We start from the raw sequence: 22,914 nt of genomic DNA, 5'->3' as shown, positions 1-22,914 counted from the left end.
CGGGCGCGTTGCCAGGTTGTATGACGACGTGTTTTATCGAATAAGTGGGACACCAAAGTGATGCCATAAAATGGTAAGCCAGACCACACCTGCTAAAAGTAAACTGACAAACACCGCCGCAGAGCCGATGTCCTTGGCTCTACCACTGAGTTCATGGCGCTCTACACCCACTCTGTCGACCACGGCTTCAATGGCGGAGTTAAGTAGTTCGACGATAATCACTAACACAATGACGCTGAACATCATCAAGGATTCCGTCAGTGGTAATTGCAGCCAGAGCAATACGACTAGCGCCGCAGCCAATAATACAACTTCTTGACGGATCGCGGCTTCATGGTGATATGCCGCTTTTAATCCAGCCCAAGAATAGCCAGTGGCTTTAATGATACGTATCAGTCCTCGTGGCTTTTCTGAGGGGGATGTATTAGCGCCCATAAATACATTCTCGTAACAATTTGATCGATAGACTGGCATTTTACATTTAACCGAGCCAACTGCATAATCGGCGCGATAACTTAATTGGAATTTGTTATGCCTCTGTTTACTCACGCCCCAGGCTCCCTGTGTTTTTTACGCCTCTCTGCGATTGGCGATGTTTGTCATGCGGTCGCGGCGATTCAAGCCGTGCAGCGCCATTGGCCGCAGACGCAGATCACTTGGGTGGTTGGTAAAGTTGAAGCACAGCTTTTAGCTGGGCTTGATGGAGTGGAGCTGGTGGTGTTTGATAAAAAAGCGGGATTAGCAGGCATGCGTCACGTCTGGCGGCAGCTGAAAGGACGCCGGTTTGATGCGTTAGTGCATATGCAGCTTGCTTTACGCGCGAGCTTATTGACTGTGGGGATCGGTGCGCGCCATCGTGTGGGATTTCACCGCCACCGAGCGAAAGAGGGACAGTGGCTGTTTACCAATAAACGGATACCCGACACCCAATCTTGCCATGTGTTAGATAGCTTTTTCGCCTTCACTCAATATTTGGGTGTGCCGGTTATGTCGCCGCAGTGGCAACTACCACTTTCTGAAGACGATCATGCCTTTGCCAACGCGCAACTGGGTGACAAGCCCACTGTCGTGATCAGTCCTGCCGCGAGTAAAGATGAGCGTAACTGGCTGCCAGAGCGCTACGCCCAATTTGCCGACTACGCGGTCGGTAAAGGGTATCAGGTGGTACTCTGTGGTTCACCGGCGGCGCGTGAAAAAACGCTGGCCGCCCGCATTATTGCCGCTGCTAACGCGCCACTGGTTAATTTAGTGGGACAAACAAGCCTTAAGCAATTAGCCGCGGTGCTCGCACGTGCCGATGCGGTGCTAGCCCCCGATTCCGGCCCCGCGCACATGGCAACCACGCAAGGCACGCCCGTCTTAGGTCTTTACGGCCATAGCAACCCGAAGCGGACCGGCCCTTATAACAATCTCGCGGATGTGGTCAGTGTTTATGAAACCTTTGCTGAACAGCAACATGGCAAGCCCGTTGAACAGCTAGCATGGAGCACGCGGGTGAAAGGCGATCACGTGATGGCTGCCATTGATGCACAGCAGGTGATCGACGCATTTGAAACCATGATGGCGAAGCAATAAAAAAAGGCCCCGTAGGGCCTTTTGTGTATCAATGCCAGTATTAGCTGGCGAGCTGGCGGAGCACGTAGTGAAGAATGCCGCCATGGCGGTAGTAATCCCACTCAACCGCGGTATCGATGCGGACATTGACGTTAAACTCAATGGTTTTATCATCCCRCACGGCACGCACTTTGAGGGTGGACGGTTCGCCGCTAACCTCGTCAAAGTCGAATGCTTCCGTACCATTTAAGCCAAGCGATTCGACGGAGTCACCGTCTTTAAACTGCAACGGAAGCACACCAAAGCCAACCAAGTTAGAACGGTGAATACGTTCAAAACTTTCAGCAATGACGGCTTTAATGCCTAATAGGTTAGTGCCTTTTGCAGCCCAGTCACGACTTGATCCCGTGCCGTACTCTTTACCCGCAAGCACCACAAGTGGTGTCCCCTCGGCTTGATAGCGCTGAGCCGCTTCATAGATACTCATTTGCTCATTGGTGGGCAAATAGGTAGTCATACCGCCTTCGGTGCCCGGCGCCATTTGGTTTTTTAAACGTACGTTGGCAAAGGTACCGCGCACCATGACTTCGTGGTTACCGCGGCGCGAGCCATAGCTGTTGAAATCTTTCGGCTCTACACCTTTAGATTTCAAGTATTCGCCCGCGGGGCTATCTGGCTTAATTGCGCCGGCGGGTGAGATATGGTCAGTAGTAATAGAGTCACCTACTTTGACCACACAGCGCGCCCCCTTGATAGGTTTTATCTCAGGAAGTGCCATGGTCATGCCGTCAAAGTACGTTGGCTTTTTAACGTAGGTTGAATCGGGCCATGAATAGATCTCATCTTGTGGCACTGGTAATTGTTGCCATGCCTCGGTCCCTGCAAACACATCTGCGTATTTGTTTTTATAAAGCCCGTCGGTCATTGCTGCTTGAATGGTGTCTGCCACTTCTTTTGGCGTTGGCCATATATCATTAAGATAGACGGGCTTGCCTTGTTGATCGTTTCCTAGCGGCTCTTTGAGAACATCAATATTCATATTGCCCGCCAGTGCGTAGGCAACGACTAGTGGTGGTGAGGCTAGATAGTTAGCTTTCACATCTTGATGAATACGGCCTTCGAAATTCCGGTTGCCCGATAGCACGCTAGTGGCTAATAAATCCGCGGAACGAATGGCTTCTGCAATTGGCTCAGGCAATGGTCCTGAGTTACCAATACAGGTGGTACAGCCAAAGCCAACGATATTAAAGCCAAGCGCTGCAAGCGGCTCGAGCAGCCCGACGTTTTCTAAATAAGCCGGCACTACTTGTGAGCCAGGGGCGAATGATGTCTTAACCCAAGGCTTAGTATTTAAGCCTAAATCTCGCGCTTTTTGTGCCACTAATCCGGCTGCCACCAGTACGGCAGGATTCGAGGTATTGGTGCAAGAGGTGATCGCAGCAATCACAACCGCGCCGTGCTCAAGGTTGAATGTTTCTCCTTTGTATTCGACCGCCACTTTGCCCTGTTCGCGTAGGCTTGGGTTGTCCACGGCTGTTTGCCCGCCTTCGCTGGCAAAGCTTGCAATCACATTATTCGCCGCTGCTTGCTCTTTTTCTAACAGCTGATCAAACTGACTTTTTGCCTCGGTTAAGGCGATGCGATCTTGTGGCCGTTTCGGACCGGCAAGACTTGGCACCACATCGCCAAGGTCAAGTTGCAAGGTATCGCTGTAATCTGCCACCGGTGCATCATCGTCGCGCCACAAGCCCTGTGCTTTGGCATAGGTTTCGACCAAGGTAATTTGATCCTCGGTACGGCCTGTCAGGCGCATATAACTGAGCGTTTCTTCATCAATCGGGAAAATGCCGCATGTTGCGCCATACTCTGGTGCCATATTGGCAATGGTCGCGCGATCAGCCAACGGCAGTTTCGCGAGGCCCGGGCCATAAAATTCAACAAACTTACCCACCACACCACGTTCACGCAGCATTTGGGTGACGGTGAGTACTAGGTCAGTGGCAGTAGCTGACGCGGGCAATTCGCCTTTTAGCTCAAAGCCGACCACTTCAGGGATCAACATAGTAATAGGCTGCCCAAGCATTGCGGCTTCGGCCTCAATACCGCCAACCCCCCAGCCAAGCACACCGAGCCCGTTAATCATGGTGGTGTGAGAATCTGTACCAACCAGTGTGTCTGGCATGGCTAACTTGTTGCCACCTTTTTCTTCGACGAGTACGCCGGGAGCGAGATATTCGAGATTGACTTGGTGCACGATTCCAGTACCTGGAGGCACGACACGGAAGTTAGAGAATGCTTGTTGGCCCCAACGTAAAAATTGGTAACGCTCCCCGTTACGCTGGAACTCAATCTCGGTATTTTTCTGTAGAGAATCAACGTGGCCGTAGTCATCCACCATAACGGAGTGGTCAATGACCAGGTCAACCGCGCCGAGTGGGTTGATTTTGGCCGGATCACCGTTTAAGTCGCGCATGGCAGCACGCATAGCGGCTAAGTCAACCACGGCAGGCACGCCGGTGAAATCTTGAAGGACAACGCGCGCCGGAGTGAAATTGACCTGATCTTGTCCGGCGTGGTCGGCTTGCCACTGACAAAGCGTACGAATGTCATCCGCAGAGACATTCTTACCGTCTTCTTTACGTAGTAAGTTTTCTAACAGCACTTTTAAACAGTAGGGTAAGCGACTGATATCGAATGGCTCGGGCAATGCATCAAGTCGATAATAATCATAGCTCTCACCGTTGACGTGTAGGGTACGCCGGGTGTTGAAGCTGTCTTGGCTTTTGGAATCAGGTGTATTGCTCACGGGTGCCTCCCCTGGTCGGTTATTGTGAGTAAAAGAAACGGTCATCATGCGTTGCAGGCAACAGTCTCTCTTGGGGATTGCTTATTTTACCTTCATTATTGTAAATGGGGTTTTGTTGAAGTTAAAGGTTCGTTATTACGATACGGTCGATGGTTCTCATTGATCAATCCTTTTGTTTCACAACGTGCGCAAATAGCGCACTCAATGAGAGTATAGAAGGCTCTGCATCAGCGGGCGCTTCCGCTAAAAAGGGCTTATTTGGTATCAATGAACCATACTGATTTATTCTAAATGGCAACTTTTCTTGACAGTAATTAGTCATTCTGCCTATGGAAAATATCGCTATTTTCATCTTTGTTAGCCATTAATGCTAATGTTTTGGAAATGTTAATCATGCATCTGGAGCGTTTCAATCGCTTAACGTTTTTAACTAGTCTAAAATGCTATTTAGGGCTTTTTTGGTCGATAAATCTAGGGGTAAAACTGGAAATAGTAGGGGATTTAATTGATTATTCCATGTAGCGCATTTGTTAAATTTTTTGTCTGACAATTGCATTGCATCACTGTGTGCTTCGGCATGACAAAAGGAGACAGCCATGAATACCTCAACCCTACTCATGCAGCTTAATCAGTTAGATGATCATCATATCAAGCAACTGCAACCTTCATTTAACCGGTTACCTGGCACTTCGCATGCGGATGGTGGATTTCGCCTGCGTCGTTACTCGATCGTTCATGTCTTTGACGGCGGGGTTGAAAAGCTGCCGCCACGACCATTTATGCAAACTTCTGATATCAATGAATTCCAAGGTGATGTGGCACGGACGTTTGAAGATATCGAGCCCGAGACAGTACAAACGCCAGGGTTTCATGCGATGTGCCGAACCTTTCGCGACCTCTATCAACTTAGTGATGATAATGATATCGAAATCCACCAGATTCGTATTCAGGCGGATAATCAATCTGTGCAGGTCGCCCCAGAAGGCGTTCACCAAGACGGCTTTGATCATATCGCCATTGTGAGCATTGGCCGCGATAATATTGATGGCGGTGATTTTCAGGTGTTTCGTCACAAAACTAGCGCACCACTCTTTAGTCTCCCATTGATGCCGGGTGAAATGGCGGCCCTCGATGATCGTGCCCTTTGGCATTATGCTGAACCGATTACTCCCGTTAATCATGCGCAATCAGGCACGATGGATGTATTTGTACTCACAGCAACAAGGAAGTAACGATGATACCGGCAGTTTTTTCTCCCCATGCAGTACGAGGCCATTTTCCTGCATTGACGCAAACTATTGACGGCCAATCCGTTGCTTTTTTTGATGGGCCAGGGGGGGCGCAAGTACCGCAATCTGTACTGGATGCCATGGTGACTTATCTGGGGCACTATAATGCGAACTTGGGGGGACAATTTTTTTCTGGGCATCACACCACTGCAATGATGCAACAGGCACGTGATAGCGCCGCTGCTTTTGTCAATGCGCCATCATCGGACTGTATGGTCTTTGGCCCAAATATGACAACGTTGACGTTTTCGTTAAGTCGCGCAATCAGCCGTGATTGGCAAGCTGGTGATGAGGTGATTGTCTCGGCACTCGATCATTATTCTAATGTCTCTAGCTGGCAGCAGGCCGCACACGATAAAGGAGCGACTGTTAAGCAGGTGCGAGTGGATGAATCCAATTATTCGATCGATATGACGCACCTTGCCAGTCTTATTACGGATAAAACCAAACTGATTGCGGTGACGCTGGCCTCAAATACCACTGGTAGTTTGGTGGATGTAGCAAACGTGGTAGAGATGGCAAGAAAGGTTGGTGCCAAAGTCTATGTCGACGCTGTCCATTACGCTCCGCATTATTTGGTCGATGTACAAGCATTAGGCTGTGACTTTCTTGCCTGTTCGGCGTACAAGTTTTTTGGTCCACATCTGGGTTTTGTATATGTGGCGCCTGAGTGGGTACAGACGTTAAAACCGTACAAAGTCGAGCCAGCCACAAACCAAGGTCCCGGTCGATTTGAAACAGGTACTCAGAGTTTTGAGGCGATTGCCGGATTTATTGCGGTGGTGGAATATCTCGCGCAGTGGGGCGATCCTGATTGTTCACTAAGAGAAAAATTGGCACAAAGCTATCGCCAGTATCAGGCGCATGAACAGCAGTTATCCGCCCATTTTATTGACCTGATGCAGGCCTATCCCAATGTTCACATTTATGGGATCACGGATGATGACCAGTTGGCTTATAGAACCCCAACCTTTGCGATCCGGATTGAAGGCGTCACGCCCGCGGATGTGGCGCAAGCGCTAGGGAAACAACATTTTTGCGTGTGGAATGGCCACTTTTATGCCCAAGGGTTGTGTGAGCAGCTTGATATTTTGGACAAAGGCGGTGTGATCCGTATCGGTATGATGCATTACAACACCGTTGATGAAATTGACCGGCTACACCAAGCCTTATTGCCATTTATTAGCGATTAAGGTTAATCAACCTCTCAAGCGGCCAAAAGAGCCGCTTTTTTTAGTTAAAATTGGCCTCGATTGAGATTTAAGTGTGAATTTATTCACAATGCAACCTTGAAACGTTAGCTCGCTCATAGGCGAATGCCTATCCGTACGTTATGATCACCACTGTTAGCACTGCCCAAGAAGCTGTTCAGAAAGAAATCATTTAAAAAGAAACCAATAATAATTAAGGCGAGACCCATGACTGAAGAACAAAACGCCTTTTGGCATCAATATCTTGCGACTCTTCCCTCTGACCAACGGCCAGCCGATGATCAAGTAGTGGTGGACACCTTAAGTCATCACACGGTGAGAGCGAATGAAGTCGCGACATTAGTGAGCCTAAACAAAAAGAAAGCGCATTGCCGGTTGCGCAGCTCTTTGGAAGAGAAAAGTGCGGTGATCCCGCAAAAAGGACATTATAAGATTGTTCTTAATGGTCACCAGCGACCCGTGTGTATCGTCAAAACCACACAGGTGAGCTATTGTCCGTTTAACCAAGTTAGCGCCGAATTTGCGGCACGTGAAGGCGAGGGAGATGGCTCTTATCAGTGTTGGCACGATGCGCATTGGGGTTACTTCTCCCAGTACGCCAAAACACACGGCCTGCATTTTGATAAGCACTCGGATGTGGTGCTTGAAGAGTTTGAGAAAGTCTATCCGCTCTGAACATAAAAGCCGCGCTGAGCGGCTTTTTTGTGATTGCGAGTTATGGACAGGAACGTTTTTGTTTACTCACTCAAGTCCAAATTCATCTCATCGGCCCATGGCATGTCTGGCAAGGTGTCTAAGTTGGCTTCGTAACGTGATAGTGTGAACTGCCCGTTATTTTGGCTAACGTCGTAAATCTCAACCATCAATGCGCACGCGATATATTCAATAGCTTCTTCGCGGGAATAGCCGGTCATACGCAGACGCATAACTGTCTCGGCGACTTTTTTAGGCTCTTGGTCAGTAATTTGATTCTCGACGACCGTAATCAGATCTTCGATACGCGTACTGGCTTCTTCTTGCATGGTTTTACTCGTTGTTTTTAATCGTGGCGCCATCTTAGGACATCAAACAAGCCCTAGCACGACATTTTTGAAATGCGTAAGGCGTATACGTTTCAATAACCGTGGTTAATATGTTAATGATAACTATTATCGAAAAGTATAGTGAAACAAAAGGATATGACCATGACAAAAACTCGTATCGAAAAAGACAGTATGGGCGATATTGAGGTGCCGGCGGATGCCTTGTATCAAGCGCAGACCCAACGAGCGGTAAACAATTTCTCGGTCAGCGAACTGACCATGCCAGCGGACTTTATTCGCGCGTTAGCTATGGTGAAACATGCAGCGGCAACGGCTAACGAAGAACTAGGCTTACTGGATGGCAACATCGCCCACGCGATTCGCCAAAGTGCCGAAGCCATCATGGATGGTGAGCATTTAGCGCAGTTTCCGGTGGATGTATTTCAGACCGGCTCAGGCACTAGCTCAAACATGAATATGAATGAAGTGCTGGCAACCTTGGCTTCTGAAAAGTGTGATGAAACGGTCAGCCCCAACGATCATGTCAATATGAGCCAAAGCAGTAACGACTCTGTTCCTACGGCTATCCAAATCAGTGCCACTTTGGGCTGTGAAAAAGCCTTACTTCCTGCGTTAGCGCATTTACGTGACGCGTTACAGGAAAAAAAAAGCAAAGTCGGCCATATTGTGAAAACGGGTCGTACCCATTTGATGGATGCGATGCCTGTGACGCTTGGACAGGAGCTGGAGGCTTGGTCGCAGCAAATAGAACATGCGATGGCTCAAGTGACACAAACTTTATCGCCGGTGCGCGCACTGGCACAGGGTGGCACGGCAGTAGGGACAGGAATCAATGCTCATCCATTATTTGCCGAGCGTTTTGCCAAAGCAATCTGTGCGTGTAGCCACTCCTCATTCACGGCGAGCGAGAATCCCTTTTTCGCCATTGGTAGTCAGGATGCGCTGGTGGCACTGCATGGTCAGTTAAAGACCACCGCAGTGGCAACCATGAAACTGAGTAACGATTTACGTTGGATGAACTCGGGCCCACTTGCCGGGCTAGGAGAAATTGAGCTAGAGGGGTTACAGCCGGGATCGTCTATTATGCCGGGGAAAGTGAATCCTGTTATTCCAGAATCCGCTGCTATGGTCGCGGCACAAGTCATGGGCAACGACACCACTGTCACTGTAGCCGGTCAGTCGGGTAATTTTGAATTGAATGTGATGTTACCTGTGATTGCCTCAAACTTACTGCAAAGTATTCATTTACTCGCAGGCTCTAGCCGACTGCTGGCAGATAAAGCCATTCGTAGTTTTAAGGTCAGAGAGGACAATTTGCAAGCTGCACTGTCTCGCAATCCGATTTTAGTGACGGCGCTTAATCCTGTGGTTGGATATTTGAAAGCGGCTGACATCGCGAAAAAAGCGTATCAACAAGGCCGCCCTATTTTGGATGTTGCAGAAGAAGAAACTGATCTAGACCGAGAAAAGCTGGCTGAGTTGCTTGATCCAACCAAACTGACACAAGGCGGTATTGCTGAGTAAAATACGGGGCGAGGCAGACTCGCCCTTTAAAGCATTAATCCATTTTTTTAAGTGCAATGGCATTCATACAAAAACGTAAGCCGGATGGCTCGGGACCATCAGGGAAGACGTGACCCAGGTGAGCATCACAGCTGGCACAGGTGGTTTCAATACGCGTCATGCCATGGGTTGTATCTTTGTGATAGGCAATGGCATTGTCTTGCGCTGGCTGGGTAAACGAGGGCCAACCTGTGCCTGAATCGAACTTTTCGCCGGCATCAAACAGCAAGGTGCCGCAGCACACGCAGCCGTAGAGGCCTGGCTCAAATAGGGTACACATGCCCGAGCTAAACGCGCGTTCTGTGCCCTTTTGGCGTGTCACTCGGAAAGCGTCATCACTGAGTTGTGCTTGCCACTCTTGTTCGGTTTTTTCGACTCGCGACGGCGGTGTGAGATTGCCGTTTTCACTTCGAGCGACGATGTCTTGCCATGTCAGCATGATGTTATTCCTCTTGTTGACCGGACAGGAGTCCGTGCTACAGGCGTCTAGTGTTATGAATCCTGGTGATCGATGCAAGTAGTACGGTTGCTTTTTACTGCTGGGATCAACTTGATAGGGTGCCAATCCCCCATTTTATTTCATCATCGAGATCATCTTTCACTTGATCGCGATAATCTTCCATATGTTGCTCAATCAAGTCATCGGGCTGTGAGAAGAACGCAATATGGAAAATCGCATCCCCTTCATTCACTACAGGGAGAGTATGCTGACCAATGACGATACCACTTTGCTGGGCTTTGATTTCGGTTTCTGTTGTGCCTGCAGGATCACTGATAATGCCAATGACTTGATCGCGGTTGACACTTTGTCCGAGCGCCACGTGACTTCTCAATAAACCATCGGCTTCTGCACGCACCCATTTTGTTGATCGGGCTGTGACGGGCTGATAAGGCGTTTTTCGACGTGTTTGGCGTAACATGCCCAGGTAGCGCATCACACGAATCACCCCTCGTACACCGGCATTAATCGCATAAGGCTCAAAACGAAGCGCCTCACCGGCTTCATAGGTGATCACGGGAATATCAATACGCTCAGCTTCGGCGCGTAGCGATCCTTCACGCAATGCGGCATCGACCACCACAGGCGCGCCAAATGCGGCTGCCATCGCCGCCGCCTCTTGATTCTCCAGATTGGCTCTAATCTGAGGCAGGTTGGTGCGATGAATGGCCGCGGTATGTAAATCGATAACATGGCTACATTGGCGAATCACTTGCTCAAAAAGCTGATACGCCATTCTTCCCGCTATTGATCCTCGCTCTGAGCCGGRGAATGAGCGATTTAAATCTCGGYGGTCAGGGAGATACCGTGATTTGTGAATAAACCCAAACACATTCACAACAGGAATCGCGATTAAGGTGCCATGTAACTTTTTCGGATCGATTTTGGCCATGACTTGACGAACCACTTCAATACCGTTGAGCTCATCTCCGTGGATGGCGGCACAAACAAGCAGCACAGGGCCATTTAACTTACCATGCAGCACTTCAACACTGACGTTAAGCGGTGAATGTGTATACAAACGAGCAATTTCAAGTTCGAGACTTGCTCGCTGACCGGCTTGAATATGTTGTCCACCGATCTCGATGGCGTCGCTTTGTTTAGCCCTTCCCACGTGTGCGCGTCCTCTGAGGTTTGGCATTTTTTTCTATATAATCAATCACTAGTCCGGCAACATCTTTTCCTGTTGCGCGCTCGATGCCTTCTAAACCTGGTGATGAATTGACTTCCATGACCAACGGGCCACGTTCTGAACGTAACAGATCGACGCCCGCGACATTCAGTCCCATGGCTTTGGCTGCCGCCACTGCGGTTCTGCGCTCTGTAGGTGTGATCCGAACGAGGGTCGCGGTCCCGCCACGATGAAGATTCGATCGAAACTCGCCAGGTTGTGCTTGGCGTTTCATCGACGCAATCACCTTATCGCCGATAACAAAGCAGCGAATATCAGCACCGCTTGATTCTCGAATATATTCTTGCACTAAGATATCGGCTTTAAGGCCCATAAATGCTTCGATCACACTTTCTGCGGCCTTTTTGGTCTCGGCGAGCACAACGCCAATACCTTGGGTTCCCTCAAGCAGTTTCACCACCACTGGCGTACCTCCGACCATCGTCAGCAAATCGGCAATATCACCCGGTTTACTGGCAAAACCAGTGTGCGGCATACCGATGCCTTTGCGTGATAGCAGCTGCATAGAACGCAGCTTATCCCGCGAACGTGTGATGGCGACAGACTCGTTCATCGGAAAGACGCCCATCATTTCAAACTGGCGTAAAACAGCACAGCCATAGTAGGTAACGGACGCGCCAATCCGTGGAATAATCGCATCGAACCCACCGAGATCTTCCCCTGCCAAATGAATAGACGGTTGGGTTGAGTTGATACTCATATAGCAGCGTAATGCGTCGATGATCTTGTAATCATGGCCACGTTGTTCGCAGGCTTCGATGAGGCGGCGCGTAGAGTAAAGATTTTTGTTACGCGAAAGAATACCGATTTTCATTGCGCTTGGGGCTCCTTATTTACCGAGGAGGAATGAAGACATGGGATCGACAATGATCTTACCTGCCATTGCGGTGCGTCCCAGTAACATACGAAATCGCATGTTATCGCGTGCGGTGAGTGTCATTTCGATGGGATAACACAAGGTTCCCGCTTTTATCGTTGTTTGTATCACATATCGTAGTTGCTCGTGTCCTCCGGAATCACGTACGAGGCGTCGTGCGAGAACCGGTGCTTCGGCTTGAACGGCGGTTTCGTCATCGCCTTGGTTCGGATGGACCCAGAATCTTACCCACGCCTGGCCGCTTTTCTCGAACTCTTCAATTTTAAACGTGTGTAAACAGGAGGTGCGTGCACCCGTATCGATTTTCGCTTTGATGCGGGCTATATCGAGCTCAGGAAGGCTCACCCATTCGCGCCAACCGACACAGACTTTATCGTTCGATTTTACAGGCATTGTCATCATTACTCGTTGTTATTTAGCCCTTGTCTCACCATAGAAGCGATAATGATTATGCGTGGTAAGAATCAGAAAAATCAGCGATGATATGTGATAACCATCGCATACCAATTGCGGCGATGTCATGGCATTTTGGGGGCGACGGATGATCCTCATCGGGCCTAGCCAATGCGTTTTCCGCCCATGGTTTCGTTATAAAGGAAATACCATGCAAACCAGTGAGAGACAAGAAGTGATTGATGATCTGCTGTCAAAAGTCGATCAAGGTTCGCTTGATGTCGTGCAAGATATTGAGCAAGCACATAGTTTAGATAGCCTTGCGTTATTGTTAGAAGCCTTACCGTTGACCGATCGTGTGGGATTCTGGGAACAACTGTCGTCGTCATTGCAGCTGCCTGTGCTGGCTGAAATGCGAGATGATGCCAGTGAAGCGATTATCCGTGCGGTGGATGATGATCAGTTGCATGCACTATTCGCCAACTTGGATGCTGATACCTTACTTGAGCTGCAAGATGTGCTGACCGAGCCATTACTGGAAGAAGCGCTAGGTCGGATGGATTCAGAGCAAAAGCAACGTTATGCCTCCGCCCAGCAGTATGCAGATAATCAGGTTGGGCATTGGTGTGATCATCAGCCTTTGGTCGTTCCTGCAAAAACGAAAATTAACGTGGTATTACGATGGTTGCGGCGTGTCATGCCAAAGTATTGTGATCACGTATTTGTGGTCGATAGTCGAGGTTTTTGGGTGGGTGCGGTGCCAATCCATCAGTTATTTGGCGCGGATGGACGATTAAAAATTAGTGAGCTGGTTCGAGACCAATTTCCCAGCTTGAATGCGCGCGATGACATCTACGCCAGTGCTGACAAAGTGGCAAACAGTGAAGAGATTGCCCTACCCGTACTCGACGAGGGCGGTCTCTTGATTGGTCGTTTCGATTTGGGCACCGCCTATGAGATGCAGGCCGAGCGTGCCGAAGCGCAAATTATGGCCTCTGCGGGTCTAGATGAAGACGAGGACTTATTCTCGCCGGTGATGAAAAGTGCTCGAAATCGCGCACTATGGCTGGGTATCAACTTAATGACGGCCTTTCTCGCCTCCTGGTTTATCGGTTTGTTTGAAGCTACGCTACAACAAGTGGTGGCGCTGGCGGTATTAATGCCAGTTGTTGCATCCATGGGAGGAATTGCCGGCAGCCAAACGCTCACCTTGATCGTACGTGGTTTAGCACTTGGACAAATTTCTAAGGCCAACTTAAAACCCCTGCTTACGAAAGAGTTTAAAGTCGGCTTATTTAATGGGATTTTATGGGCTGTGGTGATTGGTGTTATTGCAGGATATTGGTTTGATAGTTGGGGCTTAGGTGCGGTGATTGGGAGTGCAATAGTCGCTAATATTATCAGTGCCGCCTTGGCAGGAATATTTATTCCAGTGCTATTAAATAAACTGAAAATTGACCCAGCACTCTCCGGCTCAGTGATCTTAACCACAGTGACGGACATTGTCGGCTTTGTCGCCTTTTTGGGTTTAGGGACACTGTTTCTGCTATAATTTTTTTCGACGATAATTTGCTTTTTTCGACCCCAAAATCTTTCGAAAAAAGTGCTTTCGATCAAAAAAGCGCTCATGAGGGGAATGAGCGCTTCTAGTTGTTACGCGTTGGCCAACGGCACAGAGGTATCTGTTGTCTGTGGCTCTTCCGCTTCCAGTTGTTTACCGTCTGCGATGGGAAGCAGCTTCTCGCAATACAATGTCATAATATCTTCACGGATCAGCTGCTCCAGTTCCGCTGCGCGCTCTGTTGGGCAAAAGAGTCGAACGTGAACAAGCTGTTCGCCTGTTTCGGTGTGCGATAAATATAAATGTGGCTCAGGGCCGGGTAAATCGACGCCCGCATGACGCTCTATCACATGATTGTATCGCCGAGCGATATCCATAAAATCTTCACTATGATCGTCAATACGTGCCAATAACGCGGGAATATGCGGATATAAATTAATATCGCCGCGGATCACCAGATGAAAATGGTGATACACATACCGCTTCATAAAGTTAAGATTTTTCACCGTGGTGGCAAAGAACAAGCTATTTGGGAGGGTCGCGGTTTTTCCGGTATAGCAATAATGGCCATTATGGGTATCAATTTCTTGAATTTTCGTCGCCATTAAATTGTGTTCGATCACTTCACCGCGTGTATTACCGACTTCAATCCAATCGCCAATACGAAACGAGCGAGAGCTCGCGCGTTGAATTGAACCGGTAAAACATAAAATGATCTCTTTTGAGGCGACGACAACAGCAACGGCGATGGCGGTCAATGATAACGCAAATTCATTGATTTCGGTGTTCCAAAACAGGAATAGAAAGAGTAACAGGGTAGTAAACGCCCCGTTTTTCGTGCGAGACATCCATTTACGCTGATCTTCGCTAAGAAAATTACTGTCACCACGAATGTGGCGTAGGATCAGTCGGCGAACGAGACTGACTACGACAACCACTCCGACGGTGGTTAATAACTTGTTTTCTAACAGTAGTTGGACAATATTGCTTAACTCAGACAAAAAATCTATCTCCATGGTTTCCGTTAACGCCTACCCGAGTGATGGCGCTATTCTGCCCCCAAGTGAACAAAAATAAAACGCATACTTTGCAAATAGTGTTCATTCCGCTGTCCGTCACCAAGATATAAGCTTATGGGTCGTGCGTGTTTGAGCGTCGGGTGTGGTGGTTTGAAGGACATATAAAAGCCCTCATAAAAACAAGGGCTTTGACGGGGGTTTGTGAGTTAAACGGCTTAACTGCCAATGACTCCGCCGTCTTCTTTGGTGATCATGATGACCGAAGAGCGCGGTATAGCGTTGCCACCAGCAGGAAAGTGAGCACCAGGGTGTTGGACGCCGACAAACATAGTGCGTGAATCAGGGGTAAACGTCAGCCCTGTGATCTCACATGAGGTAGGCCCCGTGAGGAAGCGACGAATTTCGCCTGTTTGAGTATCCGCGCATAACATTTGGTTATTGCCCATGCCGGCAAAATCGCCTTCGTTGGAATAATTGCCGTCGGTTTGGATCCAAAGACGTCCGGCGCGATCAAAGCCGATGCCGTCCGGGCTATTAAACATATTGTCTTTGTTGATGTTGTCTGTGCCTGCCATTAAGCCAGATTGCTTTTCAGGATGGCCTGCCATCACAAAAATATCCCACTCAAAGGTGTCACGGGTATGATCGCCTTGAGTAGGAGCCCAACGAATAATATGGCCATAAGGATTCTCCGTGCGGGGGTTAGCGGCATTGAGGGGTTGATTGTCTTTAACGCCGCGGTACTTATTATTGGTTAACGTGCAGAAAACGTGTTTTTTGTCGGCATGCACGGCCACCCATTCTGGGCGGTCCATGGTAGTGGCCCCCACTTGTGTTGCTGCTTCTCGGGCAAAAATGAGCACGCTGGCCTCATCAGGAAAGCCGTTTTCTGGCGTGAGACCGTTTTTGCCAAAGGTCAGCGCTAACCATTCACCTTGGCCGTTTAGCTCGTCGTCGCTGCCAGTAAATTTGGCGACATACAAGGTGCCATTTTCGAGCAAATCACGATTAGCGCTACCTTTACTCGGATCGTATTTTCCCTCAGAGACAAACTTATAAAGGTGTTCGCCACGCTCGTCGTCACCCATGTAAACCACAACATGACCATCGTCATTAACAGTGAGTGCGGCATTCTCGTGTTTAAAGCGCCCTAGTGCACTGCGCTTTTTCGGCGTTGAGTTCGGATCCATAGGATCAATTTCAACCACCCAACCAAAGCGATGTGGCTCGTTGGGATGTTTAGCCACATCGAAGCGTTCGTCATGTTTGTACCAATCATAGCCCCAATCAGAATCGCTGATACCGTAGCGCTGATACGTTTTGCCCAAGGTAACGTTTTTTGCGCTGGCAAAATAGCCGTTAAAGTTCTCTTCGCAGGTCAGGTACGTGCCCCAGGGTGTTTCGCCATTAGCACAATTGTTAAAGGTGCCCAGAATCGTTTTTCCTGAAGGATCGGCGGCGGTTTTGAGTAACGAATGCCCGGCTGCGGGGCCCGTCATGGCCATTTCAGTGTAGGCCGTAATACGACGATTCAAGCGGCCCTCTTGGTTGACGTGCCAGCGGCCATCCATTTTTTTCAACTCAACCAAAGAGACGCCATGCGCCGCTTGTGACTTACGTGCATCATCAGCCGAAATATTTTTACCGCCGTGCTCAAATAAATATTCATCATTGATGTATTCATTATTTACCGCTAATAAAGCACGATCATTGGCGAGAGGGAAAAACGTCATGCCATCATTGTTATCACCAAATTGGAGTGCTTGGGCATCGGCGCCATTTTGTTGGGAAAAAGCAGGTGCGTTAGCGAAAAGAGGATCGCCCCAAGAGACCAGTACGTCAGCTTTATATCCTGAAGGTACGTTCACTGTATCAGTTGTTGATGTTGGGATCGCCTCAAAGCCGAGCAGTTCACTGTGGCTCATTGTATCTGCTACTGCTTTCGCAACTGGATTGGCAGCAAAAAAAGCGACAGCACTGGCCGCTCCGGTGCCTTGTAAAAAACGGCGACGACTTAATGCTGCATCAATAAAGCGGTTGAACTCAGGCTCTGTATCTAATGGACGTTGATCAATATGCTTGCTCACGGCATGGTTCCTTTCTGATCGTGATTAAATAGTTATACTGACCCATCATAAATTGTGGGCGCGATCAAAAGGATGGTGAGCCACTGTTAAAACCTCATGAATCATTGGTTAACTTCTTGAGTCAGCCGGGATCCGTGCGCACAGGATCACGCTTCAACATAGTTCACACTTCACCGCCTGACTGATGTGAGGGCTAGTGCTGGTCAAAGTAATCCTTGCGCCGGATATATTTATCCATGTAATGGTAGGCAATCGGGCGCGTTAACCAACTATAGAGGACGCGCAAGATTCGAAATAAAGAGGGTGTATTGGTATAAATTTTATTCTCGTGTAACCAAAGTAATCGTCCTACATGCCAGTACACGAAGGGAATGGCAGGTAAGAATGTGACCATATCGACATCACAACAGATACGATAGGTACGTGTTGAGAAAGGATATAATTGCTTAAAACGCCACATTCCGGCAGCCGGCTGTCCAAACGTCACGATGCGCTTTATCGCTCCGCCAAATTGATGATTTAGCTTTGCTGCAGCGATAATCGCCATGGCGCCCCCTGATGAATGGCCGATAAAAGAAATATGTTTACCTGCGTGTAAAAAAGGGGTTAACGCAGAGATTAATTTAGTGAGTACTGTCTCTCCTTCAAGCACGGTGTGATCGGCCGCTTGGGCAATATCCGCAAACTGGCTGTCTGTCATGTGTCGGTATTGGCGTTTGTGCGGTTGCCATGACAAACTTTTTTGTGTGAGAAGATAGTGAAACCCCCAATGGACGTGACACTTCTTACCATCGATAGTGATCGTTTTAGGTGTGCACGCACAGTTGACCAACCAATCCCAGGCGGTTTGCGAACCACGAAAGACCACGACCGCGTCATCGTTTTCCCGCCACAGCACCCGGATAATACATCGTCCCCATCGGTCATAAATATCACGCCGACCATGGGGACTGAATCCATACTGGGTGTGATCAAAATAGGTAGGGTAAGAGGCACGACAGAGTATGGCGTATCGCTCATATTGATAGCGTTTTAATCGCTTCATACAAGAGCCTATTTCATGAGTATTGGACTCAGGCTATCGAAAAAACATGACGAAACAGCGAAACCATCAATGAATAGCGCGCTCGATCACCGCGCTAATAATTGTTTAGGAAGGGTTCTAAATGCGTATCATAAGTGAGCGCTTGAATCGGGCCGCGGTGGGTGATTAAAAAGGCAGCATTCGTGCAATTACCAATCCCAATAATAACTTGTACCAACAGCCGTAAATCTCTTAACCAACGTTGCGTCTGCTCTTGACTCCAGTCTTCACGATATAGCCCCATATGATACTCAACCCACCAATAGGCGCCGCGAATAAATGCCTTCATTACCGACTCTGCCGCTAGGATCTGTTCAGCGGTACCAGAAAAGTCAAAATCGGGTGAGATAGGTTTGCCTTGCGTAAACGCGACATAGTTTCGACAGTGGCGAAAGAGCGCGAGCTGAAGTCCAGCTGCAGAATCATAGTGAGGGAGAGACAAGGTCGTGACAGGGAGATGTTTGATCGAACGACGAAACAATGCCGCCGTGCGCTTACCGGGCATCAGATGCTCTATCGCGTAAAATAAATCCAAACTGATAAGCTGATTATTCAAGAGTACTCTTCACTATATTGGCACAACACACTTATCCTGCCTGAATGGGCGGCTCGAGTATACAATATCGTATACTGAATTAAAGCATTAACTGATTCGCTCCCTCAAAGGAAGGCGTTGACAGCGTTGCTCTGATAATTCTCACTTACTCTATGCCATAGCGCGCTTTTAGTGCAGATATCGCCTCTTGCTTATCGGATAGAAACTGATTGAATTCGTCGATGAGCTTGGGATGATGGATGGTGGAAAGCCGTCGAGTCCCTTTTTCATGGGGCAAGGTATCATCAAAGCGTACCGATCCTTTTTTAAAGCCCATTTGGTCAAGATAAAACTGTGCAACAGCGATATTGGCATAGCCGCCATCAATACGACCGCTGACAAGCTTCATCATCAAAGAATCATATTTGTAGCTCTCATTTAAGCGTGTTTGGCCCGAACGGATACGTGATTGATAAAGTTCAGGGGTAAACCCTACGACGGTTCCTAGTCGCTGTAATTGGTCAATAGGTTGGCCATAGTTTTGGTCGATAACCATGACGCCGTCGATATAATCAACCACAGGCTCACTATAAATGACATTGACGCCTTTTTTGATGTCGCGATCCCAATCGGGACTATCTGGATATTTAAGATCAACGACACCATCGACAAAACGGGAAGGAAGGCTTGTGAGTGGTAAAGCTTTGTACACAAAGCGATAGTGATGCGTGTTGGCGAACATATCGAGTAACTCGCGATTAAACCCTGAATAACTGCGATTAGAATAAGCTGAAAAGGGATAATACTGAGAAAAGCTCTGTACGCCTACCACATAAGTCGTTTTGGCATTCACGGATACCGAGACACTCATAATCAGTAATAAAGCCCATAATCTTTTCATCGTTCCTATCCGACTTTCGTTGATTTTCCTCTTGTTATTGTAGACACAGAGACCGCACCTGTCTTTGCGTACTCGGCTGTTATTTTACAACATCGACTTTCACTTATCCTTTTTTTGGCACGCATAGCTGTCGATAAATCATTCGGTTATCGGTCACATTTTGCGCGTAAATATTTGAATGAACATTCGGTATGTTTTATTTTTTCACTTGGACTTTCAAATTTGATCAAATAACGATGAATAAGCATGAAATTGCGTCGCGGGCGATGCGGCAACATATTCTTTCAACCACATTGGAAATCGTTGGTAATGAAGGGCTTGCGGCACTCACAGCAACAAAGTTGGGTAAAAAAGCGGGGATCAGCARAGGCGCGCTCTATCATCACTTTGATAATCTTGATGCAGTAAAATATGCGGCTGTGGATGAGCTCATTTCGATGTTTTTAGCCGTGGCTGAACCGGCTAATTTCGAGGACTTTGAAAGTTATTTAGCGGTGACAGGCGATACCTTATACCTGACCATGCAATGCGAGCCTTATGCGATGAAGGCGATGTATAGCTTCACGACTCAAGCATTATTTGATGGGCAATTTCGTGCGGCAATACAACGTTTTTCTCAGCACGGCTTAACTGAATATACCCGAGCAATTGAGTACTTTTATCAAGGGAAGATTCCGCAGTATCAGATAGATACGGCAATTCGGGTAGTGGACGCTTTCTTTCTCGGGGCGGGCTTACAAAGCTATTTATCGCAAGGCGAGGATCGGTTTCGTCAGAGTTGGGCGTTGTTCTCACAAATGTTATTAACCCAACTTGATGAAAAATAGAGCGCCATCTCTGAGGTGAGGCGCTCTAGTGTGTCAAGCACGGAACTATACTAGCTCAGCGTTGTGATAGACGTTTTGTACGTCGTCGCAATCATTAAGCATGTCGAGGAACTTTTCAAAACGTTCAACATCATCGCCACTGACCTCAGTATCGATTTGAGGGACAAAGGTGATCTCCTCAAGATCAATCGGCGTGTCGCCAAGAAAGTCGCTCAGCGCATTTTTCACTTTGAAAAACTCTGTATGAGGCGCGAAAACCGTAATCACCCCTTCGTCTGCTTCGATGTCGGAGACATCCACATCAGCCATGACCAGGGCTTCCAGCGTGCCTTCTTCATCTGTACCTTGAAATTGAAACACCGCTTGATGTTCAAACATATGAGACACCGCGCCCGGTGTACCAATTTTGGCATCATTTTTGACAAAGCATTGGCGAACATCCATGTAGGTACGGCTGTTGTTGTCGGTTAAACAATCAACAATCACCGCACAGCTACCAGGGCCGAATCCTTCGTATCGAGCTACTTCATAGTTCTCACCACCAGAGCCATTAGCTTTATCAAGTGCCTTGTCAATGACATGCCCAGGCACTTGATCCTTTTTGGCTTTTTCCATCAAGCGGCGCAGTGATAGATTACTCTCTGGATCTGAGCCACCATTTTTAGCACATACGTAAATCTCTTTACCGTATTTTGAGTAAACCTTAATTTTTGCGCCTTGGGTTTTGGCCATTGACGCTTTACGAACTTCAAAACTTCGTCCCATTGGGAATCTCTCTTAATAACGCTTTCGCAGATACGGGGTAATTCTATCAAGAGAGTGTTCCTTTGCACCAGTAAATGCACTGACCTTGGACAAAGTCAGTGCGATAGACACGAATCACACTCTCTTGGCGTCTAAATGGCCCTTGCCTGAGTCACCGGGCTTTGGCTTATTCTTGGCTTAAATGACTGGCATAGAGCTTAGGTCTGCGGTGCTTCAAGTTGGTGACTGAGCCTCGTTCATGCAGCATTTTGAGCTTATCAAGGTCAACATCCGCGAAGATCATCATCTCCGTGTTTGCGTTCGCCTCTGCGAGTGTCGCATCGTGAGGGAAATACACATCAGACGGTGAAAAGACCGCCGACTGGGCATATTGAATATCAACGTTATCGACACGGGGCAAGTTGCCGACACTACCACCAATAGCAACATAACATTCGTTTTCAATTGCGCGAGCTTGAGCGCACAAACGGACTCGAAGATAACCATTTTTGGTATCTGTCCAGAAAGGAACAAATAAAATCTGTACCCCTTGCTCGGCAAGGATCCGCCCTAACTCTGGGAATTCCGCATCATAACAAGTAAGAATGCCAACGCGGCCTGCGTCGGTTTCGATAACTTTTACTGTATCACCGCCATCGATCACCCAGTCTCGTTGCTCATGTGGCGTGATATGGATTTTGTACTGTTCGTCAATGCTGCCGTCTCGATGCATCAGGTAAGACACATTGTAGAGCTTGCCATCTTCGAGGACTGGCATACTCCCTGCGATAATATTGATGTTGTAAGTCACCGCAAGCTGAGAAAAGCGTTGTTTAATGGCTTGGGTAAACTCACTAAGAAAACGTATCGCCTCCACCGAGCGTTTATCTGGTGCAAGCCCCATTAACGGTGCACAGAAAAACTCCGGGAATAGGGCAAAGTCCGATTGATAATTGGCTAAAGAAGAAACAAAAAACTCGGCTTGGTTGAGCAGATCGTCAACGGATAACACGTGGCGCATCTGCCATTGCACAACCCCGAGGCGCACAATGGTTTTATCAATATCGTGCACCGATGATGCGTCTTCCTCATAAAAGAAGTTATCCCACTCCAATAATGTTGCGTAACCTGCGGATTTATCATCTTCGGGCAAATAACGATTCATTAGCCGTTTGACGTCAAAGTCATTAGACAGCTGAAACGAGAGGATAGGATCGTGAATCTCTTTACGTCTTACCTTGTTAATGTAGTCAGTCACTGACACATCGGTATGTTTGTGATAACCAGGAATGCGCCCACCCGCTAGAATTGCCTTTAGATTTAATGCTTGGCAAAGATCTTTGCGCGCCTCATAGAGACGACGTCCCAAGCGGTGCCCGCGGTAGTCCGGATGCACGAACACATCTAACCCGTAAAGCGCATCACCTTTCGCATCATGAAACACTACGCCGTCGTCGGTAATGATATCGCTATAAGTATGAGGGAGAGAAAAACGGTTGTAAGAGACTTTGAGTGTGAGGGCAGCGGCGACGATTTTACCGTTATCTTCAATGCATATCTGGCCATCAGGAAAGGCCGTTACCAGTTGCATGATCGTGCTTTTTGGCCAAGCACCGCCGACATCCGGAAAGACAAGGTCCATCAACTCTGCTAAGGGTTGATAATCGCTAACTTCTATAACACGCAAGTTAAGTAGCGTGGCGGTGTTTTCATCCATTACACGTTCTCC

Annotated in this window: 21 protein-coding genes; 7 read left to right on the top strand and 14 right to left on the bottom strand. The window is 48.2% G+C overall.

The features are described from left to right. Positions 1-33 precede the first annotated feature (33 nt). Positions 34-435 (bottom strand): diacylglycerol kinase, encoded by a 402-nt coding sequence (locus BZG76_RS11355; protein WP_077461428.1) that lies wholly within the window; start codon positions 433-435, stop codon positions 34-36. A 96-nt stretch (positions 436-531) separates the two neighbouring features. Here BZG76_RS11355 and BZG76_RS11350 point away from each other — a divergent pair, with 96 nt between their 5' ends. Continuing rightward, a complete protein-coding gene (locus tag BZG76_RS11350; protein ID WP_077461427.1) occupies positions 532-1,575 on the top strand; it encodes a glycosyltransferase family 9 protein in 1,044 nt (347 codons plus the stop codon). 40 nt (positions 1,576-1,615) lie between these two features. Here the strand turns inward: BZG76_RS11350 and acnA are convergent, their stop codons facing one another. Then, positions 1,616-4,360, bottom strand: coding sequence for an aconitate hydratase AcnA (gene acnA / locus BZG76_RS11345; protein WP_241824086.1), 2,745 nt, complete (start codon positions 4,358-4,360; stop codon positions 1,616-1,618). A 596-nt stretch (positions 4,361-4,956) separates the two neighbouring features. On the opposite strand from acnA, the gene BZG76_RS11340 reads away from it, so the two are divergent. The 3 genes from BZG76_RS11340 (at position 4,957) to BZG76_RS11330 (ending at position 7,535) form a co-directional block, all read left to right on the top strand. After that, entirely contained in the window at positions 4,957-5,592 is a 636-nt protein-coding gene (locus BZG76_RS11340; protein ID WP_021024275.1) for a 2OG-Fe dioxygenase family protein, read from the top strand. A gap of 2 nt (positions 5,593-5,594) precedes the next feature. Beyond that, positions 5,595-6,842, top strand: a complete 1,248-nt coding sequence (locus tag BZG76_RS11335) for a cysteine desulfurase-like protein (protein ID WP_077461426.1) — start codon at positions 5,595-5,597, stop codon at positions 6,840-6,842. 225 nt (positions 6,843-7,067) lie between these two features. Then, positions 7,068-7,535, top strand: coding sequence for an ASCH domain-containing protein (locus tag BZG76_RS11330; RefSeq protein WP_077461425.1), 468 nt, complete (start codon positions 7,068-7,070; stop codon positions 7,533-7,535). Positions 7,536-7,597: 62 nt separating this feature from the next. Here the strand turns inward: BZG76_RS11330 and BZG76_RS11325 are convergent, their stop codons facing one another. Further along, positions 7,598-7,882: a hypothetical protein gene (locus tag BZG76_RS11325; RefSeq protein ID WP_077461424.1), complete on the bottom strand. Its 285-nt coding sequence runs from the start codon at positions 7,880-7,882 to the stop codon at positions 7,598-7,600. A gap of 156 nt (positions 7,883-8,038) precedes the next feature. Between BZG76_RS11325 and BZG76_RS11320 the strand changes: the two genes are divergently transcribed. Continuing rightward, positions 8,039-9,427, top strand: a complete 1,389-nt coding sequence (locus tag BZG76_RS11320) for a class II fumarate hydratase (RefSeq protein ID WP_077461423.1) — start codon at positions 8,039-8,041, stop codon at positions 9,425-9,427. A gap of 34 nt (positions 9,428-9,461) precedes the next feature. Here the strand turns inward: BZG76_RS11320 and msrB are convergent, their stop codons facing one another. The 4 genes from msrB to BZG76_RS11300 all read right to left on the bottom strand — a co-directional run bounded on the left by msrB (position 9,462) and on the right by BZG76_RS11300 (position 12,427). After that, entirely contained in the window at positions 9,462-9,905 is a 444-nt protein-coding gene (gene msrB, locus BZG76_RS11315) for a peptide-methionine (R)-S-oxide reductase MsrB (RefSeq protein WP_025744776.1), read from the bottom strand. A gap of 106 nt (positions 9,906-10,011) precedes the next feature. Next, entirely contained in the window at positions 10,012-11,079 is a 1,068-nt protein-coding gene (locus BZG76_RS11310; RefSeq protein WP_077461422.1) for a succinylglutamate desuccinylase/aspartoacylase family protein, read from the bottom strand. Continuing rightward, positions 11,066-11,971 (bottom strand): 30S ribosomal protein S6--L-glutamate ligase, encoded by a 906-nt coding sequence (gene rimK / locus BZG76_RS11305; protein WP_025744775.1) that lies wholly within the window; start codon positions 11,969-11,971, stop codon positions 11,066-11,068. Before rimK ends, BZG76_RS11310 begins: the two co-directional genes overlap by 14 nt. 15 nt (positions 11,972-11,986) lie before the next feature. Beyond that, positions 11,987-12,427, bottom strand: a complete 441-nt coding sequence (locus tag BZG76_RS11300; RefSeq protein WP_198532344.1) for an ATP-dependent zinc protease family protein — start codon at positions 12,425-12,427, stop codon at positions 11,987-11,989. Positions 12,428-12,638: 211 nt separating this feature from the next. On the opposite strand from BZG76_RS11300, the gene BZG76_RS11295 reads away from it, so the two are divergent. After that, positions 12,639-13,979 (top strand): magnesium transporter, encoded by a 1,341-nt coding sequence (locus BZG76_RS11295; RefSeq protein ID WP_077461421.1) that lies wholly within the window; start codon positions 12,639-12,641, stop codon positions 13,977-13,979. A 101-nt stretch (positions 13,980-14,080) separates the two neighbouring features. Here the strand turns inward: BZG76_RS11295 and BZG76_RS11290 are convergent, their stop codons facing one another. The 5 genes from BZG76_RS11290 to BZG76_RS11270 all read right to left on the bottom strand — a co-directional run bounded on the left by BZG76_RS11290 (position 14,081) and on the right by BZG76_RS11270 (position 19,614). Beyond that, positions 14,081-14,989: a mechanosensitive ion channel family protein gene (locus BZG76_RS11290; RefSeq protein WP_025744772.1), complete on the bottom strand. Its 909-nt coding sequence runs from the start codon at positions 14,987-14,989 to the stop codon at positions 14,081-14,083. Between the two features lie 233 nt (positions 14,990-15,222). Further along, complete coding sequence (locus tag BZG76_RS11285; RefSeq protein WP_077461420.1) at positions 15,223-17,094, bottom strand: PhoX family protein; 1,872 nt, start codon at positions 17,092-17,094, stop codon at positions 15,223-15,225. A gap of 193 nt (positions 17,095-17,287) precedes the next feature. Next, the gene (locus tag BZG76_RS11280) at positions 17,288-18,139 is read right to left on the bottom strand and encodes a lipase family protein (RefSeq protein ID WP_077461419.1); all 852 of its coding nucleotides are present in this window, start codon (positions 18,137-18,139) and stop codon (positions 17,288-17,290) included. Positions 18,140-18,233: 94 nt separating this feature from the next. After that, positions 18,234-18,734, bottom strand: a complete 501-nt coding sequence (locus BZG76_RS11275; protein WP_025744358.1) for a hypothetical protein — start codon at positions 18,732-18,734, stop codon at positions 18,234-18,236. 145 nt (positions 18,735-18,879) lie between these two features. Next, complete coding sequence (locus BZG76_RS11270; RefSeq protein WP_077461418.1) at positions 18,880-19,614, bottom strand: transporter substrate-binding domain-containing protein; 735 nt, start codon at positions 19,612-19,614, stop codon at positions 18,880-18,882. A gap of 236 nt (positions 19,615-19,850) precedes the next feature. Between BZG76_RS11270 and BZG76_RS11265 the strand changes: the two genes are divergently transcribed. Beyond that, positions 19,851-20,441, top strand: a complete 591-nt coding sequence (locus BZG76_RS11265; RefSeq protein ID WP_158011340.1) for a TetR/AcrR family transcriptional regulator — start codon at positions 19,851-19,853, stop codon at positions 20,439-20,441. 45 nt (positions 20,442-20,486) lie between these two features. Here the strand turns inward: BZG76_RS11265 and BZG76_RS11260 are convergent, their stop codons facing one another. Together BZG76_RS11260 and BZG76_RS11255 are read right to left on the bottom strand one after the other, a co-directional pair. Next, positions 20,487-21,206 carry a YebC/PmpR family DNA-binding transcriptional regulator gene (locus tag BZG76_RS11260; protein WP_021024027.1) on the bottom strand — a complete coding sequence of 240 codons (720 nt, stop codon included), beginning with the start codon at positions 21,204-21,206 and terminating at the stop codon, positions 20,487-20,489. Between the two features lie 166 nt (positions 21,207-21,372). After that, positions 21,373-22,902 (bottom strand): bifunctional GNAT family N-acetyltransferase/carbon-nitrogen hydrolase family protein, encoded by a 1,530-nt coding sequence (locus BZG76_RS11255; protein WP_021024028.1) that lies wholly within the window; start codon positions 22,900-22,902, stop codon positions 21,373-21,375. Between the last annotated feature and the right edge of the window lie 12 nt (positions 22,903-22,914).

The organism is Salinivibrio sp. AR647, from assembly GCF_001995415.1.
In the GTDB taxonomy this organism is placed as follows: Bacteria; Pseudomonadota; Gammaproteobacteria; order Enterobacterales; family Vibrionaceae; genus Salinivibrio; species Salinivibrio costicola.
This window is presented reverse-complemented; position numbering and strand designations above follow the sequence as displayed.

Bases quoted from the DNA above. Each gene is read 5' to 3' on its own strand.
- BZG76_RS11320 (WP_077461423.1), top strand. From the start codon at position 8,039: ATGACCATGACAAAAACTCGTATCGAAAAAGACAGTATGGGCGATATT.
- BZG76_RS11280 (WP_077461419.1), bottom strand. From the start codon at position 18,139: ATGAAGCGATTAAAACGCTATCAATATGAGCGATACGCCATACTCTGT.
- BZG76_RS11335 (WP_077461426.1), top strand. From the start codon at position 5,595: ATGATACCGGCAGTTTTTTCTCCCCATGCAGTACGAGGCCATTTTCCT.
- BZG76_RS11295 (WP_077461421.1), top strand. From the start codon at position 12,639: ATGCAAACCAGTGAGAGACAAGAAGTGATTGATGATCTGCTGTCAAAA.
- BZG76_RS11300 (WP_198532344.1), bottom strand. From the start codon at position 12,427: ATGCCTGTAAAATCGAACGATAAAGTCTGTGTCGGTTGGCGCGAATGG.
- msrB (WP_025744776.1), bottom strand. From the start codon at position 9,905: ATGCTGACATGGCAAGACATCGTCGCTCGAAGTGAAAACGGCAATCTC.
- BZG76_RS11270 (WP_077461418.1), bottom strand. From the start codon at position 19,614: ATGAAAAGATTATGGGCTTTATTACTGATTATGAGTGTCTCGGTATCC.
- BZG76_RS11255 (WP_021024028.1), bottom strand. From the start codon at position 22,902: ATGGATGAAAACACCGCCACGCTACTTAACTTGCGTGTTATAGAAGTT.
- BZG76_RS11340 (WP_021024275.1), top strand. From the start codon at position 4,957: ATGAATACCTCAACCCTACTCATGCAGCTTAATCAGTTAGATGATCAT.
- BZG76_RS11325 (WP_077461424.1), bottom strand. From the start codon at position 7,882: ATGCAAGAAGAAGCCAGTACGCGTATCGAAGATCTGATTACGGTCGTC.
- BZG76_RS11355 (WP_077461428.1), bottom strand. From the start codon at position 435: ATGGGCGCTAATACATCCCCCTCAGAAAAGCCACGAGGACTGATACGT.
- rimK (WP_025744775.1), bottom strand. From the start codon at position 11,971: ATGAAAATCGGTATTCTTTCGCGTAACAAAAATCTTTACTCTACGCGC.
- BZG76_RS11260 (WP_021024027.1), bottom strand. From the start codon at position 21,206: ATGGGACGAAGTTTTGAAGTTCGTAAAGCGTCAATGGCCAAAACCCAA.
- BZG76_RS11330 (WP_077461425.1), top strand. From the start codon at position 7,068: ATGACTGAAGAACAAAACGCCTTTTGGCATCAATATCTTGCGACTCTT.
- BZG76_RS11350 (WP_077461427.1), top strand. From the start codon at position 532: ATGCCTCTGTTTACTCACGCCCCAGGCTCCCTGTGTTTTTTACGCCTC.